Raw genomic sequence first — 14,982 nt, forward strand, 5'->3', positions numbered from 1 at the left:
CGCGGGTGATGCGGGGAGTCGTCACTGCCCGATGTGTCGACTCCGCTGTGCGACCTGACCGAGGCTCATCGATACGACGCGCGGCGAACAACCGCGGTGCGCAACGCCGCGCATCGGGGAACGGTTGCGCATGTGCGTCGGCCCCGCATCGGCAGCCGATGCGGGAATCGGCCTAATCCTTGCCGAGCGCCGAGACTGCGGCCCTCAGCGCCAGCAGATAGCTTTGGACACCGAAACCGCAAATCTGCCCGCTGACGATCTCGGCCAGCACGGAGTGATGCCGAAACGGCTCGCGCGCATGAATGTTGGACATGTGCAGTTCGACGATCGGGCACGTGAGGATGGCAAGGGCATCGCGAATGCCGTAGCTGTAATGCGTCCATGCGCCCGCGTTGATCAGCACTGCATCCTGGCGTTCCTCGAAAGCGCGATGAATGCGCTCGCACATCGCTCCTTCGCTGTTTGTCTGGAACGATTCCACCTGTGCACCCAGTTCCGTCGCCAACCCTTGCAGCCGCGCATCGATCTGCGCGAGCGTGATCGTCCCGTACTGCGCCGGATCGCGCTTGCCGAACATGTTGTGATTGATGCCGTGCAGCATCAGGATCTTCTTCATGCGAATCTCCATCGCGTGTTCAATCAAAGGGCACGGCCAGCCGATCGATCACCGAACTGGTCTCGGGGCGTACGCTGCGCCACCATGCAAACGCTTCGGCCGCCTGCTCGACCAGCATGCCGACGCCGTCCGCAATTCCATGTACGCCTGCGTTTTTCGCGAGCCGGAGAAACGGCGTCAGACGCTTGCCGTATGCAAGTTCGTAGGCCGTGCCGGCCGGACTGAACACGCTCGGCGGGACCGGCGGCAGGTCGCCGGTCAGGCTCGCCGACGTCGCATTGACGACCAGGTCGAAACGCCCCATCCGTGCGAGGTCTGCGTAGCCGCCGGCAACGAGCGGACCGCGTCCGGCAACCTGCGCGACCAATGCGCGCGCCTTGTCGACGTCGCGATTCGCGATGACCAGTTCAGCCGGTCCGGCGTCGAGGAACGGCAACAGCGCACCGCGCGCCGCGCCGCCTGCACCGAGCATCAGGACACGCTTGCCGGCCATCGGCAGCTTGAGGTTCGCCTCGATATCGCGAACCAGGCCGATGCCGTCGAAGTTGTCGGCCAGGATGCGGCCGCCGTCGAACTTGAGCGCGTTGGCCGCGCCCGCGAGCTGCGCCCGCTCGCTGCGTTCGTCCGACATCGCGAACGCGTCGAGCTTGAACGGCGCAGTGACGTTGATGCCCTTGCCGCCGCCCTCGAAAAACGCACGAACCGCGGCAGCGAAAGCGTCTGCCGGCTCGACGGGCCCCTCAATGGCCGTATAGCTGAGGTCCTGCCGCGTCTGTTGCGCGAAGAGGCCGTGAATCAATGGGGATTTCGTATGCCCGATCGGATTGCCGATCACCGCGTATTGGTCGGTCATCATTGGCTCGCTTTTGAATAGAGGACGCCGTCGGCCTGCATCGCGTCGATTTCGGCCGAATCGAACCCGAGGGCGCGCGCGATTTCCGCGTTGTGCTGCCCGAGATCGGGCGCGACGTCGCGAATCGTCGTATCGCAATCGGAAAACCGGAACGGCAGGTTGGGCAGGCGCAGCGTCCCGTAGCGCGGATGCTGTTGCTCGACGACCATGCCTCGCGCCTGGATCTGCGGATCGTTCAATACCTCGTCGATGCGCTGCACCTTCGCGCACGGAACGTCGATGCCGTCGAGCAGTTCCAGTACCGACGCGACGGAACGCGCGGCCACCCACGGCTCGACCACCGACAGAATCTCCGCGCGGTGCGCGTTGCGCCCGGTGCTGTCGTGAAACCGCGTGTCGGCGCCGAACTCCGCCGGGCCGCCGTGCGTCGCGATCAGCTCGGCGAAGCGTTTCCACGCGTCGTCGACCTGCGCGGCGATCACGAGATCGCCGTCCGAGGCGCGGAAAACGCCGTAGAGCGTCGAGGTCGGCATGTCGTGCCCGGTCTGCTGGGGCAGCACGCCCTGCAGCGTGTAGCACTGCACCGCATATTCGTGCATCGATACCAGCGTGTCGTACAGCGCCATGTCGATGTGTTGCCCGCGGCCGCTCTTCACGCGCCCCAGCAGCGCGGCGTTGATGGCCGCGACCGCATGGATGCCGGTGTACATGTCGCCGAGCGAGATGCGCAGCAGCGGCGGCCGCTCGCCCGGCGTGCCGACCATCTGCATGATCCCGCTCTTGGCTTCCGCGATCAGCCCGAAGCCTGCGCGATGCGCATCGGGGCCGGTGTGCCCGTACGCCGAAATCGAACAGTAGACGAGGCCCGGATTGCGCGCCGACAGTTCGGCATAGCCGAGCCCGAGCTTGTCCAGCGCACCCGGCCGATAGTTCTCGATGAACACGTCGGCCGAGTCGCACAGCCGCTGCATGAACGCCTTGCCGCGCGCGTCCTTCATGTTGACGCTCACGCCGCGCTTGCCCATGTTGAGCTGCAGGAAGTAGCCGCTTTGCTGGTCGTCGAGCACGGTCGCGTGCTGCCGTCCGGCGTCGCCCGAGCCGGGGCGCTCGACCTTGATGACTTCGGCGCCGAGCGCCGCGAGACAGCGCCCGACATACGGCCCGGCAAGGAAGTGGCTGTAGTCGACGACGCGAATGCCTTCGAGTGGGCGAGCCTGCATTACAGTGCCTCCGGCCGGCGCGGCACCATCAGGCGATGCTCGCCGCGTTGAACGACCTGACCGTCCTGATTGATCAGCTCCGACGGCAGCACGACGATGCCCCAGTCCGGGCGACTCTTGCTGGCCCGCATCGAGCCGACGCGGAACGTCACGTGCAGCACGTCGCCGACCTTGATCGGCAGCAGGAAATCCCAGCTCCAGCCGAGCGACATGCCCGGCAGAAAGCGATAGTCGCTCTGCGTCTTCAGGCCGTCGGCAATGGACAGGCCGAACAGCCCGTGCGCGACGAGGCACCCGAAATGGCTCGCGTTTGCGTATTCCTCGTCCACGTGGACGGGCGTATGGTCGCCGGTGAGGTTGGCGTACGCGAGAATGCGCTCCTTGGTCACGATGTAACTCGGGCTCGTGCACGCGTCACCCTCGCGCGCATCGTCCCAGTATTTCTCGACGATCGTCATGATCACGCCTCCGCGCGCGGGTCGATGGCCAGCGCCTGCGCGACGCAGGAAGCCGGTCTGGCCTGAATCAGTTCGACGGCGAGCCCGTCGGGCAGGCGAAGCCAGTTCCGCCCCTGCGGCATCTCCGTCACACCGAATCGTCGTGCCGCGGCCAGCGCGGCCTCCAGGTCTTCGCACATCACGCCGAGATGGGCGAGCCGGCCTTCCGGGCCATCGTGTTCCGGCGCGTGGATGAACTGCAGGCCGCCGAGCGTCCAGTACTGCCGCGGCGCGTCGAGCGTGCCGTCCACTTCGCGCAGGGTCATGCCGAGCACGTCCTCGAAGAAGCGGATGTGCCAGCGGATGTCCTTGACCCAGATCGCAACGTGTTCGAGATAGGCTTTCGTGGCATTCATGCGGCGGCCTCCTGCCGTTGGCGATCGGCCATCGCGCGTTCCAGCCCCTTGATGCAGGCGACGAGCGTTGCATTGACCGGGGTCGGCACGCCGTAGCGCTGCCCCCAGCGCACGACCGAACCGTTGATGAAGTCGATTTCGGTGATCGAGCCCTTCTCCAGGCTTTGCAGCATCGACGTCTTGAAGGTCGCGGGCAGCCCGTCGGCGGCCAACGTCCATGCCTGTTCGGGATCGGTCATCGACAGCTTCACGCCCGCAGCCTGCGCTGCCGCGATCGCCTCGGCCACGGCCGCGAGCGACGTCGCCTTCAACAGCGGCTCCTCGTAAAGCTGCCCATAGGTGAGGCCAGTAAGGCCGGTCAGTGCGCCCGTCGCGACATTCACCAGCAGCTTGTCCCACATCGTGCCGACGATGTTGTCGCTGATCGTCGTGGCGAGGCCGGCGGCATTGAATGCGGCGGCGATTGCCTCGACACGCGGGGTGATGCGGCCGTCGAGCTCGCCGATATAGGTGTATTTGCCGATCACGCCGGATTCGATATGACCCGCGCCGCGCAGCACGCCGCCGACGTAGGTCTTGCCCGCGAGGACGCGCTCGCGGCCGACCACGTCGATCAGGATGTCCTCGTGTCCGAGGCCGTTCTGCAGCGACAGCACGGTGGTGTCCGGCCCCACCAGCGATTGGGCGCCGCGGATGGCCGCATCGGTGTGGAAGGACTTGACCAGCACGACCACCAGGTCGGCCACGCCGACATCGGCAGCCCGAGTCGTCGCGTGGACACGTACGTGGCGGGTGCCGTCGGCGTCGTCGACGCGCAGGCCGTCACCGCGCATCGCATCGACGTGCGCGGGCGAGCGGTCGATCAGCCAGGTCTCGTGGCCGCCTTGGGTGAGGGTGGCGCCGATCGCGCAGCCCAGTGCGCCAGCCCCCAGAATCGCTATTTTCAATGGCTTCTCCTTTGTCGACCAGAGTTGGCGCTTTGGCGCCTTACTCTGGTCCCATGCAAAGCTGACGTATGGCCTCACGATAGGAGTCGCCGTTCATGCCGGCAATGCAATGGATACAATGGCGTCATTGCCCTGGACAATAACGTCATGATGCCCGCCGACCTGCCCGACCTGAAGCTGCTTCAGCTTTTCGATCTCTTGTACGACGTGCGCAGCGTCACGCGCGTAGCTGAGCAACTGGGCCAGAGCCAGCCGACGGTCAGCATCTGGCTCGGGCACTTGCGGGAACATCTGCACGATCCGCTCTTCATTCGCACGCCCGGCGGTATGGCGCCGACACCGCAAGCCGACGCGCTGATCGGCCCATGCCGGGAAATTCTCGAATCTCTGCGGCGTTTCACTGCGTGGGAGATCGCGTTCGATCCTGCGACGGCCCAGCGACGGTTTCGCATCTGCATGACCGACGCAAGCCACATCACGCTGCTCCCGCGGCTGCTGGCCCATGTCCGGGCGCAGGCACCCGGGGTCCGGCTGGAAGCCGCACGGATCGACGGCAATACGGAGCGCGCGCTCGAATCCGGCGAAGCCGATCTCGCGATCGGCTATGTGCCATGGCTCGGCGGCGGTATTTACCAGCAGAAGCTGTATGACCAGGACTGGATTTGTCTGGTGAATCGGCATCACCCGAGGATTCGCGGCCGGCTCGGGGCAAAGCAGTATCGTTCGGAAGGACATGTCGCCATCACGGCGGGAACCGGGGCGCAACTCCTCGAACAGGCGCTGCGGCAGGCGCGCATTGAGCGAGACGTGGTGCTGGAATTGCCGGGCTTTCTGGGGTTGGGGGCAATCGTCCAGACGACCGACCTGATTACGACGCTACCCCGTCATATCGGCCAGACATTGGCCCAGGCGAGCGATCTGGCGGTTCATGCATGCCCGATCCCGGTCGAAGGTTTCGCGGTACGGCAGCATTGGCATGCGCGCTATCACCATGAGGCCGGCAATCGATGGCTGCGTGGTGTCGTGATTCGATTGTTCGGTGGATCGCATTGACTTGCGGCTTTGGCGTTCGCGATAGACGCACTTCCAGCGTCGCCGACACCCGGCGGACGGCACGCGCGGATTCGAACTTACGGGGCTCGAGTCCTGTGTGTCCCTGGCATCGAAGGCCCGCTGGGTAGCCACCTGTGCGCGTTTCCCAGGAATGTCGAACGACGCACGGGCAGCGGGAGTTGGATGCCGGATGATGCCGTCGATAACCTGCGGATCCGATGCAATGCGCGGAGTGTTATCCGTTGGAAAAAATACTTTGATACCCGCTGTCGACCACATCCAATCTGAAGGCAGGACATATGTTTGTCGTCTCCAGTCCGCTTGCCGCCTGGTCGATCGTTGTAGCTTCCGGCCTATTGGAAGTCGTGTTTTCCGTGACGATGAAGCTCTCTGAGAGCTACACAAAAGTACTGCCGCAGGTCAGGTTCGCATGGAGATGCTTCGGGTGAACGGCGCTACGTTATCGAAGGTGGCGCGCGTTGCCACGGCGCGAAAGTCGTGACCGGTGCGTCGACTGCACAGTGCGGTTGAAGCTGCGGGACATGATTCGGCTTCAGGCGATGCCGGATTCGTTCGCAGACCGATTCATGCCACGCGATACCACGCGATGAATCGCGTCACTCCCCCGACATATTTCGGTGTGCGACACGATACGCCCCAGGACTACACCCGAACCGCGCCTTGAACGCCCGCCCGAAATGCGTGATGTCCGAAAACCCGCACGCGATCGCAAGCTCCAGCAACGTGCGGTTGGTATCCGCCGGATCCTCCAGCGCACGCCGGCTCGCCTGTAGCCGGTATTCCTGGATCAGGCTCTGTGGCGTCCGCTCGGTTGCGGCCAGCGCGCTGTACAGCGTGCGCCGCGACACGTTCAGCGCGCTTGCCAGCTTGTCCGGCGATAGATCGGGATCGCTGTAGTGGTGCGACAGATAGATTTCCGCATTCATCCGCAAGGTCGCGCTGCGCGCATCGGCGCCGGTCAGCGACTCGCTCGCCTCGCGGCGGATCACCGAATCGAGCAGCATCAGCGTCGACTGCTCGAAGCCGAACAGGCTTTCCGGATCGTTCGGCACCTGCCCGTCCATCAGGTAACGGATCGATTGAAGAGCCAGTTGCGCATTGCCGACGGTCTTGCGCACCTGCACGCCCGCGCGCTCCACGAACCAGCGCCACATCGTGCCGCTTCTCGGCGGCGTCAGCGCGGCAACGAAGCGCGACGCGTTCGCGGATTCGATCGTGTACGGCTGCGTCGCATCGTAGATCACCCACTCGCCGGGACTGACGGTCGACGTCGCGTTGCGCTGCGTGACGCGGCTTTGCCCGGTGATCTGGAACAGAATCTTGTAGCAGTCGCTGTCGGCGCGCGACGCGAGCGAGCGATCGCGATCGACGAGGATCGCGGTGGTGTCGACGTCGGCCATGCGCAGGCCGCCGACCGTGGCCACCCGCGCCGACATCCGGAACAGCGGGCCGGTGTCGTGAAAGACCAGCGGCAGGAAGCTGTCCGCGATCAGGTCCCGCAGATTCGCGCTGCGGCTGCTGCTGGCGTCGACGACGAGTTCGTGTGCCATTGCCGGAAGAGGGAGAGGGCCAGGGAACGCGTCGGGCTTGATGCAAACGGCAGGACGCGGATTGAGACGTCGCCATTGTCGGGAGCATGGGTCCGCAGCGTCAATGGTGGTTTCTACAAGGAAGCCGCTGCGCCATGCCGATCTGCACGCTGAAGCCAAAAGTGTGCACGCAACGCCGATCGGCGCATGCGACGCGTCCCTAGAATCGACGAGCGGCCGGCAAGCCGGGCCTTTCACTCAATTTCGATTTCCGGAGGAATACAGATGGCACTGGTTCGGATGCTGGACGAAGTCAGGGCGTTTCTCGCGCGCGAACACGGGCATTACATCGACGGCCGCGCGGTTGCCGGCCGTGGCGAACGGATCGAGGTACGCGATCCGGCGACGCACGCGGTGATCGGCTCCGTCGCGCAGGCGACCGACGACGACGTCGAAACCGCGATCGCGTCGTCCCATCGCGCGTTCCGCGGCGAGTGGGCGAGCCTGACGCCGGCCGATCGCGAGCGCATCCTGCTGCGCTTCGCGGACCTGATCGACGCACACGGGGAAGCGCTCGCGCAGATCGAAACCGCGCAGTCGGGCAAGCTCATCGGGCTGTCGCGCGTGATCGAGGTCGGCTGGTCGGCTCGCTGGCTGCGCTATTACGCGGGCTGGGCCACCAAGATCGCGGGCGAAACGCTTGCCCCGTCGTATCCGAGCATGAACGGCGAGCGCTACACGTCGTTCACGCTGCGCGAGCCGCTGGGGGTCGTGTTCGGGATCATTCCGTGGAATTTTCCGGTGATGATCCCGGTGTGGAAATTCGGTGCGGCGCTCGCGACCGGCAACACGGTGCTCATCAAGTCGTCGGAGTTCACGCCGCTCACGATGCTGCGCATCGCCGAGCTGGCGACCGAAGCCGGGCTGCCGCCCGGCACGCTCAACGTGATCAACGGCACCGGCCAGGTCGGCGCGCAGGTGATCCGCGATCCGCGCGTGGCAAAGGTGTCGTTCACGGGCTCGGTGCCGACCGGCCGCATCATTGGCGAGGAAGCCGTCAACGCGAACTTCACGCGCTTCACGCTCGAACTGGGCGGCAAGAACGCGGCGGCGTTCCTGCCGGATACGCCGGTCGACAAGATCCTCGACGGCATCGTCGAGGCCGGGTTCCTGCATAGCGGGCAGGTGTGCGCGTCGGCTGAGCGCTTCTTCGTGCATCGTTCGAAGTTCGACGAGGTGGTCGAGAAGATGAAGGCACGCCTCGACAGCTTCCAGCCGGCCGATCCGATGGACGACGCCGGGATGATCGGCCCGGTCTGCAACGAACCGCAGTTTCGCAAGTGCCTCGACGCATTCGAGCTCGCGCGTACGGAAGGCGACACGATCGTCACGGGCGGCGGCGCGTATGCGCGTGACGGCTTTTACGTGAAGCCGACGATCGTGCTGCCGCGCTCGCTGCAATCGGCGTCGTACCGCAAGGAGATCTTCGGGCCGGTCGGCGCGTTCGTGCCGTTCGACGACGAGGAAGAACTGATCGCGATGATGAACGACACACCGTTCGGGCTGACGGCCAGCCTGTGGACGAACGATCTTTCGAAGGCCCTGCGTTACGTGCCGCGCATCGAAGCCGGCACCGTGTGGGTGAACATGCATACGCTCGTCGATCCGGCCGTTCCTTTCGGCGGTGCGAAGGGCTCCGGTGTCGGCCGCGAGTACGGCTCGTCGTTCATCGACGCGTACACCGAGCCCAAATCGGTGACCATTCGCTTCTGACGTTTGCAGGTGGCGCGTGACGCGGGCCGGCGGCCGGAACCGCAACACTTCGCGATGCCAGCCGCCAGCCCGCCGTGGACGACCTCAGACCGCGCTGGCCTCGTCGATCTTGCGGATATCTTCGTTGTCGAGCCGCACGCGGATTGCTTCGCCGAGCAATTCGAGCTGCGCGAGCGACGTCGCACTCGCGATCGGCGCGGTGATCGACGGGCGTGCGATCTGCCATGCGAGCGCGATCGCGGCCGGCTGCGTGCCGTGCCTGGCCGACACGTCGTCGAGTGCCGCGAGAATGCGCAGCCCGCGCGCGTCGAGATAGCCGGCGACGCGATCGCCGCGCACGCTCTTCTTCAGGTCGGCCTCGCTGCGGTACTTGCCCGACAGGAAGCCGCTCGCGAGCGCGTAGTAGTTGACGACGCCGAGCTTCAGGTCGCGCACGACCGGCTCGAGATCGCGTTCGTACGCGGCGCGATCGATCAGGTTGTATTCCGGCTGGATCACCTGGTACGCGGGCAGGCCGTCGCGCTTGCTGAGGTCGGCGGCTTCGCGCAGGCGTGCGCCGCTGTAGTTCGACGCGCCGATGATGCGCACCTTGCCCGCGTCGATCAGCGTCTGGTATGCGCCGAGCGTTTCCTCGAGCGGAGCCGTGTCGGCGAGATCGCGGTGTGAGAAATACAGGTCGATGTAGTCGGTTTGCAGGCGGCGCAGCGAATCGTCGGCGGCCTTCAGGATGTTGTCCCGGGTCAGCCCCGCGCGCGCCGCGAGCAGGCCGACCTTGGTCGCGATCACGACCTGCTCGCGCTTGCCCGAGCGCTTGAGCCACTTGCCGATGATGGTTTCCGATTCGCCGCCGCTGTTGCCGGGCGCCCATGCCGAATAGACGTCGGCTGTGTCGATGAAATTGATGCCGGCGTCGGCGAGCGCGTCGAGCAGCGCAAACGATGTGTTCTCGTCGACGGTCCAGCCGAAGACGTTGCCGCCGAAGGCGAGCGGGGAAACCTGGAGGTCCGACGTGCCGAGGGTGCGTAGTGCCATGTTGTTCTCCGGAATCTGAGGGGTGACGGGTTGGAACGACGGGATTGGCCGGGATGAATGCGACGGGACGGCGGTTGGGTGGAGCGCTTGCGCCGTTGTCGCGGGACGCTGGACATTCTCGCCGATCGACCGGATTCGTGCAGGGGGCGCGCGGCCGTGAAGACGGAGGGATTGCAGCCGATGGCGGACGAATCGTCCGTTACGTGGATGATCCGTGCGGCTGCGTTCGATCGGGAACTGAATTTTGCGGCGGCGGGGGCGTGGCGGCTGGAGGAGATACACGCGGAAACCGGGCGTATCGCAGCACGACGCCGGAGCGGAACGAACAACGGGCGGCAAGGTGCCGCCCGCGATCAATCAGCGCCCCAACCCGTTACCGCAACTGCACGGCCGCCAGAAACAGCACCATGCTGCCGATCGCGCCATCCAGCACGCGCCACGCAACGGCCTTGCGGAACCACGGCGCGAGCAGCCGCGCACCGTATCCGAGCCCGAGGAACCACACGACGCTGACCGACATCGCGCCGATCGCGAACGCAAGCCGCGTGCCTTCCGGTTCGCGCGCACCGGCCGTGCCGATCAGCAGGAACGTGTCGAGATACACATGCGGGTTGAGCCAGGTGAACGCGAGCGTCATCAGCACGATCGCGACCGCGCTCTGCGGCGGCGGCGCGACCGCGTCGCCGCGGACGTCGAGCGTTTCGTGTCCGGGCTTGAACGCGCGGCGCAGCGCGTTGATGCCGAACCACGCGAGATAGGCGAGGCCGACGTACAGTACCGCGTGGACGAAGGTCGGGTAGCGCTCGACGAGCACCGACGCGCCGCCGACGCCTGCGCCGATCAGGATCATGTCGGACAGCGCGCACAGCAGCACGATCTTGCCGACATGCGAGCGCATGATGCCTTGCCGGAGCACGAATGCGTTCTGCGCGCCGATGGTGACGATGAGCGACCCGCACAGGGCGGCACCGTGGGAAAAAGCGATCCAGTTCATGATGGGGAATCGAGGCAGTAGACGGGTGAATCGGTTGGCGCTAGTCTGCGGTCAGCCTGGAAATAAGAGAAGCTAATTCACCTAATGTCGATTAAGGAAATCTAATGCTCGACTACGCGTTGCTCGACGCCCTTGCGGCCGTGATCCGGCACGGTTCGTTCGAACGGGCGGCCAAGGAGTTGAATGTCACGCCGTCGGCGGTGTCGCAGCGCGTGAAGCTGCTGGAGGAGCGCGTCGGCAGCGTGCTGGTCAGGCGCGGGCAGCCGTGCGTCGCGACCACGTCGGGGGCGCTGCTGTGCCGGCATACCGAGCGCGTGCAGTTGCTCGAGGCCGAACTGGGCGGCCGGATGCCCGCATTGCCGGGCCAGATCGCGAGCGCCTGGCCGACCTTGCGCGTGGCGGTCAACGACGACAGCGTCGCGACCTGGTTCATCGACGCGGTCGGGCCGTTCTGCACGGAGCGCGAGACCTTGCTCGACCTCGTGATCGACGACCAGGACTACACGGCCGCGCGCATTCGCGACGGCAGCGTGCAGGGCGCGGTGACCGCGCAGGCCGAGCCGATCCAGGGATGCCGGTCGACGCGGCTGGGGCGCATCCGCTATCGCGCGGTCTGTTCGCCGGCGTTCTACGAGCGCTATTTCGGCGCGGGCATTACGCGCGATGCGCTGCGCCGCGCGCCGTGCGTGATGTTCAATCCGAAGGACGGCTTGCAGGCGCGTTTCATCCGGCGCGTGACGCGCGCGGAGCTCGATCCGCCGCAACACTGGATACCGCACGTCGCCGGCTATCTGCGCGCGTGCGAAACGGGGCTGGGATGGGGGATGTGCCCGGACCGGATGGTCGATCGCCAGTTGGCGGCGGGCGAGCTGGTCGACCTGTCGCGCGGACGGACCGTCGACATCGAGCTCTACTGGCAGAGCTGGCGCCTGTCGATCGGCTGGCTCGACGATTTCAGCGCGGCGCTGAAGGCGCGCGCTGCGCTGTTTCTCGACTGATCGGAGCGGGAGAGGCGGGCGGCGGCGCGTAACGTGCGCCGCGCGGGTTCAGACGTGATGCAGGCCGTCGAAGTCGACGATCTGCACGTGGCGGCCCTGCATTTCGATCAGGCCGCGCTTCTGGAACTTCGACAGCGTGCGGCTGACCGTTTCGAGCGTCATGCCGAGGTAGCTGCCGATGTCTTCGCGCGTCATCCGCAGGTTGAATTCCGACGGCGAGTAGCCGCGCTTCAGGTAGCGCGCCGATACGTCGAGCAGGAACGCGGCGACGCGCTCTTCGGCGTTCAGCGAACCGAGCAGCATCGTCTGCGACGTTTCGCGCACGATCTGCTCGCTCATCAGCTTGTGCATGCGCAGCTGCATCGAGCCTGCTTCCGAGCACAGCGACTTGAGCGCGCTGTACGGGATCACGCAGACGGAGCTGTCTTCCAGCGCGACCGCGGTGCGCGGGTGCGTGTCGTCGCAGATGCCGTCGAGGCCGAGCGCTTCGCCCGCGAGGTGCAGGCCGGTGACCTGCTCGCGGCCGTCGTGGCGCGTGGCGACGGTTTTCAGCGAACCCGAGCGCACCGCGTACAGGTTGTCGAACGTGTCGCCTTCGCGGAACAGCGCTTCGCCGCGCTTGACCGGGCGTGCCGCGCAGATGACCGTCTCGAGGCGGCTGAGCGCTTCGGGTGCGAGGCCCTGCGGCATGCACAGGTGGCGCATCGCGCATGACGAGCAGTGCGGGGCCTGGCGGGGAGCCCAGCTGCCTGCATGGGACGGGGCGGCGGGACGTGTGGCGACGGGCGTCAGCATGATCGTTTTCTCCGGCGTTGAATCGACGGAATCATTGTCCCACCGCAAGTTGCGGCTGTCGGGTGACAAAACGTCGCGACCGCGCGCGCATGCCGTGGCCCGTGCTCGGTGCGCGATGCATGCGCCGACGTTGTTCAGCTTTCCTGTTCGTCGACGTGTGCGGCAGCCGGGATCAGCAGCACGGGCAGCGTCGCATGGCGCACGCACTGTTCGGCGATGCTGCCGAGCACGAGGCGGCGGAACCCGCGGCGGCCGTGCGTGCCGAGCACGAGCAGATCGGCGTCGAACGCCTTCGCGCCGTCGAGGATCAGCGTCGACACGTCGTGGAGCGACGACGCCTCGCTCATCAGTGTCTCGCCCTTCACGCCGGCCGCCTGCATCAGCTTGGTGAAATCCGCCGCGAGCGCATTGCCCTGCGCGACGAGCTGGTCGCGCAGCACGGACGGGTCGTAGCCCGGCACGTTGTAGTAGATCGCGGCGTTCTCGACGACGTAGAACGGCCGCAATTCCGCGCCGTGCTCCTTCGCGAGCGCGAGTGCGGCGTCGAACGCATGGCGGGACGTGTCGCTGCCGTCGATGGCAACCAGAATGCGCTTGTACATAGTGTCTCCGAGTGGCGGGTTGAACAGAAGTCGGCCGAACGACCGAGCGGGTCGTGCGTTGCTGCGAGGCAGGGTAAACCAACGGCAGGGACTTTGCAGCGACGTGCCGGCCGTCGCGATCGCGGCGTTTTCGGCGTCGCGGCGACGTGCTGCGATCGCGGGCCATGCGCACGCTGCATGCTGTGTTGCGGGATGTGTCCAATGTGCGCGCGGAGCGCAGCATGGCATCCGCCGTCCGGACGATGGAGCGTGACGGCTAACCACGCAATGACAGCGCAATGACAGCGCGAACGCCGTGCGGATCGCGCAGCGTCGCCGGTAACGGTTGCACCGGCATCGTCCGATGGCCTGCCATGCGAACGCGCCCTGGCCGCGGCTCCGCCTCGTCGACGCATGCGAACGCATGCCGACGACCGTTCCGGCCAACCGCGCGCAATGCCATCCATTGAAGCGCAATCGCGTCGCGACAACATGACGTCGATCAACGCCTGTGCATCGGCGTCGACCGGAATTCGATGCTCGACGTCGCGAAACCGCGAATTTCGCACCAAAACCGACGTTGATATCGATACCAATGCCGACTCGGACGATCGCGCAGCGTGCGCGCGCCGATCCGCTTCCATCGACCGTCGGCCATCGGTCCCGATTCAACCCGGCAAACGAACGATCGATTCAGCCGCCGCGCGCTACCTCGGCATCGCCGTGATTTCGATCACGCGTTCCGGCCGCCGGCTATGACCGGGCCAGTACGCGCTGCCGTACATCCGGTGAACCGGGCCGAAAGGTTCGTCTCCTGCGTGTGACGGCGCGTCGAAACCCTTTTCGATCACCATGTAGCCATCACGCAGCGCGAACGCCGGGTGATTGCCGCCGGGCCGGCTGTCGAAGCCGGCGAAGCCGTCGCCGGCTTCGGGCATCGCGTTGACGAGCGACGCGTTGCTGTGCGTGATCTGGTCCGGCGAGAATGCGCGACCGCTCGCGAGACGCGCCGCCTCGCGATTCTTGCCGTCGGTATCGACGGTGCTGTCGTGCGTGTCGTCGTTGTCCAGTTCGACGCTGCGCGGATGCGCGGGGTGCGTTTGAGCTGACGATTCCATCGCGGCTCTCCTGGCGGCGAAGCGGTCCGGATCGAAGCAAATCCCGTTCCGGGCACGACGGGAAAAAGGCGCGCGGGCGATCGCCGCGGTCGCGGGGCGCGCGCTGATTTGTCATGATTTATTTGAGCTAGAACACCCGTTTTCTACAGAGTATGATTCTTTTCCTGCGAAGCGGCGACAGGGGAAGAGGTCTTGCCGCCACTGCCCGCGCCGGGGACGCCGTAGCACCCTGAAGACGGGTAGTGAACAACAAAGCAAGGGACTAGAGGTGGCGGATTCATGCAAGCGACTACTGCCTTCACGCACCGTGGATATCTGTTGAACTGCGCGCCCGCGCGCGCCGGTGACGGTTTGTTCAAGCCCTACGTCGTGATCTCCCGATCGAGCGACGGAGAACTCGTCGCGAACCGTTTTTTTCCGACCGAGCTCCAGTTTGACGACGAAGGCGACGCGATCGCGCACGCGCGCGACTGGGCGGTGCGCTGGATCGACGCGAGCAGCATCACGGTCTGACGCCGTCGCATGCCGGCAGCATCGGCCGTCCGGCCGATCCCCGCGCGTGCCGCCGCCGGACGAAAACGCGGTAATCTTGTGGAACC

At 65.9% G+C, this 14,982-nt stretch carries 16 protein-coding genes; 4 read left to right on the top strand and 12 right to left on the bottom strand.

Translation table 11 applies throughout. From position 1 onward, the window contains the following. Positions 1 to 172 precede the first annotated feature (172 nt). From aroQ to PI86_RS09770, 6 genes are read right to left on the bottom strand one after another with little or no spacing between them, the layout of a single operon-like run. Complete coding sequence (gene aroQ / locus PI86_RS09745) at positions 173 to 616, bottom strand: type II 3-dehydroquinate dehydratase (protein WP_039321579.1); 444 nt, start codon at positions 614 to 616, stop codon at positions 173 to 175. A 19-nt stretch (positions 617 to 635) separates the two neighbouring features. Further along, positions 636 to 1,469: a shikimate dehydrogenase gene (gene aroE, locus PI86_RS09750; RefSeq protein ID WP_039321459.1), complete on the bottom strand. Its 834-nt coding sequence runs from the start codon at positions 1,467 to 1,469 to the stop codon at positions 636 to 638. Continuing rightward, positions 1,469 to 2,689, bottom strand: a complete 1,221-nt coding sequence (locus PI86_RS09755; protein WP_039321462.1) for a CaiB/BaiF CoA transferase family protein — start codon at positions 2,687 to 2,689, stop codon at positions 1,469 to 1,471. The genes aroE and PI86_RS09755 overlap by 1 nt, the downstream gene beginning before the upstream one ends. After that, a complete protein-coding gene (locus tag PI86_RS09760) occupies positions 2,689 to 3,147 on the bottom strand; it encodes a MaoC family dehydratase (protein WP_039321464.1) in 459 nt (152 codons plus the stop codon). The genes PI86_RS09755 and PI86_RS09760 overlap by 1 nt, the downstream gene beginning before the upstream one ends. Before the next feature lie 2 nt (positions 3,148 to 3,149). After that, positions 3,150 to 3,542, bottom strand: coding sequence for a VOC family protein (locus PI86_RS09765; protein WP_039321466.1), 393 nt, complete (start codon positions 3,540 to 3,542; stop codon positions 3,150 to 3,152). Then, complete coding sequence (locus PI86_RS09770; RefSeq protein ID WP_039321468.1) at positions 3,539 to 4,489, bottom strand: ketopantoate reductase family protein; 951 nt, start codon at positions 4,487 to 4,489, stop codon at positions 3,539 to 3,541. Before PI86_RS09770 ends, PI86_RS09765 begins: the two co-directional genes overlap by 4 nt. Positions 4,490 to 4,621: 132 nt before the next feature. On the opposite strand from PI86_RS09770, the gene PI86_RS09775 reads away from it, so the two are divergent. Then, positions 4,622 to 5,542, top strand: coding sequence for a LysR family transcriptional regulator (locus PI86_RS09775; protein ID WP_039321581.1), 921 nt, complete (start codon positions 4,622 to 4,624; stop codon positions 5,540 to 5,542). Between the two features lie 617 nt (positions 5,543 to 6,159). On the opposite strand, the gene PI86_RS09780 is transcribed toward PI86_RS09775, so the two are convergent. After that, the gene (locus PI86_RS09780; RefSeq protein ID WP_039321471.1) at positions 6,160 to 7,113 is read right to left on the bottom strand and encodes a helix-turn-helix domain-containing protein; all 954 of its coding nucleotides are present in this window, start codon (positions 7,111 to 7,113) and stop codon (positions 6,160 to 6,162) included. A 264-nt stretch (positions 7,114 to 7,377) separates the two neighbouring features. Between PI86_RS09780 and PI86_RS09785 the strand changes: the two genes are divergently transcribed. After that, positions 7,378 to 8,865, top strand: a complete 1,488-nt coding sequence (locus tag PI86_RS09785; protein WP_014900679.1) for an NAD-dependent phenylacetaldehyde dehydrogenase — start codon at positions 7,378 to 7,380, stop codon at positions 8,863 to 8,865. A gap of 84 nt (positions 8,866 to 8,949) precedes the next feature. Here PI86_RS09785 and PI86_RS09790 read toward each other — a convergent pair whose 3' ends face one another. Then, on the bottom strand, positions 8,950 to 9,897 hold the full coding sequence (locus tag PI86_RS09790) for an aldo/keto reductase (protein ID WP_039321473.1): 948 nt from the start codon (positions 9,895 to 9,897) through the stop codon (positions 8,950 to 8,952). Positions 9,898 to 10,270: 373 nt separating this feature from the next. Next, on the bottom strand, positions 10,271 to 10,891 hold the full coding sequence (locus PI86_RS09795) for a LysE/ArgO family amino acid transporter (RefSeq protein ID WP_014900677.1): 621 nt from the start codon (positions 10,889 to 10,891) through the stop codon (positions 10,271 to 10,273). 104 nt (positions 10,892 to 10,995) lie between these two features. On the opposite strand from PI86_RS09795, the gene PI86_RS09800 reads away from it, so the two are divergent. Next, positions 10,996 to 11,889, top strand: a complete 894-nt coding sequence (locus PI86_RS09800; protein WP_039321476.1) for a LysR family transcriptional regulator ArgP — start codon at positions 10,996 to 10,998, stop codon at positions 11,887 to 11,889. 48 nt (positions 11,890 to 11,937) lie between these two features. Here the strand turns inward: PI86_RS09800 and fnr are convergent, their stop codons facing one another. From fnr to PI86_RS09815, 3 genes are all read right to left on the bottom strand, one after another. Further along, on the bottom strand, positions 11,938 to 12,684 hold the full coding sequence (gene fnr, locus PI86_RS09805) for a fumarate/nitrate reduction transcriptional regulator Fnr (RefSeq protein ID WP_039321478.1): 747 nt from the start codon (positions 12,682 to 12,684) through the stop codon (positions 11,938 to 11,940). Positions 12,685 to 12,818: 134 nt separating this feature from the next. Further along, positions 12,819 to 13,286: a universal stress protein gene (locus tag PI86_RS09810; RefSeq protein WP_039321480.1), complete on the bottom strand. Its 468-nt coding sequence runs from the start codon at positions 13,284 to 13,286 to the stop codon at positions 12,819 to 12,821. A gap of 686 nt (positions 13,287 to 13,972) precedes the next feature. Then, positions 13,973 to 14,383 (bottom strand): DUF3005 domain-containing protein, encoded by a 411-nt coding sequence (locus PI86_RS09815; RefSeq protein WP_039321482.1) that lies wholly within the window; start codon positions 14,381 to 14,383, stop codon positions 13,973 to 13,975. 279 nt (positions 14,384 to 14,662) lie between these two features. On the opposite strand from PI86_RS09815, the gene PI86_RS09820 reads away from it, so the two are divergent. Further along, positions 14,663 to 14,896, top strand: coding sequence for a hypothetical protein (locus tag PI86_RS09820; protein ID WP_039321483.1), 234 nt, complete (start codon positions 14,663 to 14,665; stop codon positions 14,894 to 14,896). Positions 14,897 to 14,982 lie beyond the last annotated feature (86 nt).

The organism is Burkholderia sp. A9, from assembly GCF_000801975.1.

Bases quoted from the DNA above. Each gene is read 5' to 3' on its own strand.
- PI86_RS09800 (WP_039321476.1), top strand. From the start codon at position 10,996: ATGCTCGACTACGCGTTGCTCGACGCCCTTGCGGCCGTGATCCGGCAC.
- PI86_RS09820 (WP_039321483.1), top strand. From the start codon at position 14,663: ATGCAAGCGACTACTGCCTTCACGCACCGTGGATATCTGTTGAACTGC.
- PI86_RS09785 (WP_014900679.1), top strand. From the start codon at position 7,378: ATGGCACTGGTTCGGATGCTGGACGAAGTCAGGGCGTTTCTCGCGCGC.
- fnr (WP_039321478.1), bottom strand. From the start codon at position 12,684: ATGCTGACGCCCGTCGCCACACGTCCCGCCGCCCCGTCCCATGCAGGC.
- PI86_RS09790 (WP_039321473.1), bottom strand. From the start codon at position 9,897: ATGGCACTACGCACCCTCGGCACGTCGGACCTCCAGGTTTCCCCGCTC.
- PI86_RS09765 (WP_039321466.1), bottom strand. From the start codon at position 3,542: ATGAATGCCACGAAAGCCTATCTCGAACACGTTGCGATCTGGGTCAAG.
- PI86_RS09815 (WP_039321482.1), bottom strand. From the start codon at position 14,383: ATGGAATCGTCAGCTCAAACGCACCCCGCGCATCCGCGCAGCGTCGAA.
- aroQ (WP_039321579.1), bottom strand. From the start codon at position 616: ATGAAGAAGATCCTGATGCTGCACGGCATCAATCACAACATGTTCGGC.
- PI86_RS09810 (WP_039321480.1), bottom strand. From the start codon at position 13,286: ATGTACAAGCGCATTCTGGTTGCCATCGACGGCAGCGACACGTCCCGC.
- PI86_RS09780 (WP_039321471.1), bottom strand. From the start codon at position 7,113: ATGGCACACGAACTCGTCGTCGACGCCAGCAGCAGCCGCAGCGCGAAT.
- aroE (WP_039321459.1), bottom strand. From the start codon at position 1,469: ATGACCGACCAATACGCGGTGATCGGCAATCCGATCGGGCATACGAAA.
- PI86_RS09795 (WP_014900677.1), bottom strand. From the start codon at position 10,891: ATGAACTGGATCGCTTTTTCCCACGGTGCCGCCCTGTGCGGGTCGCTC.
- PI86_RS09755 (WP_039321462.1), bottom strand. From the start codon at position 2,689: ATGCAGGCTCGCCCACTCGAAGGCATTCGCGTCGTCGACTACAGCCAC.
- PI86_RS09760 (WP_039321464.1), bottom strand. From the start codon at position 3,147: ATGACGATCGTCGAGAAATACTGGGACGATGCGCGCGAGGGTGACGCG.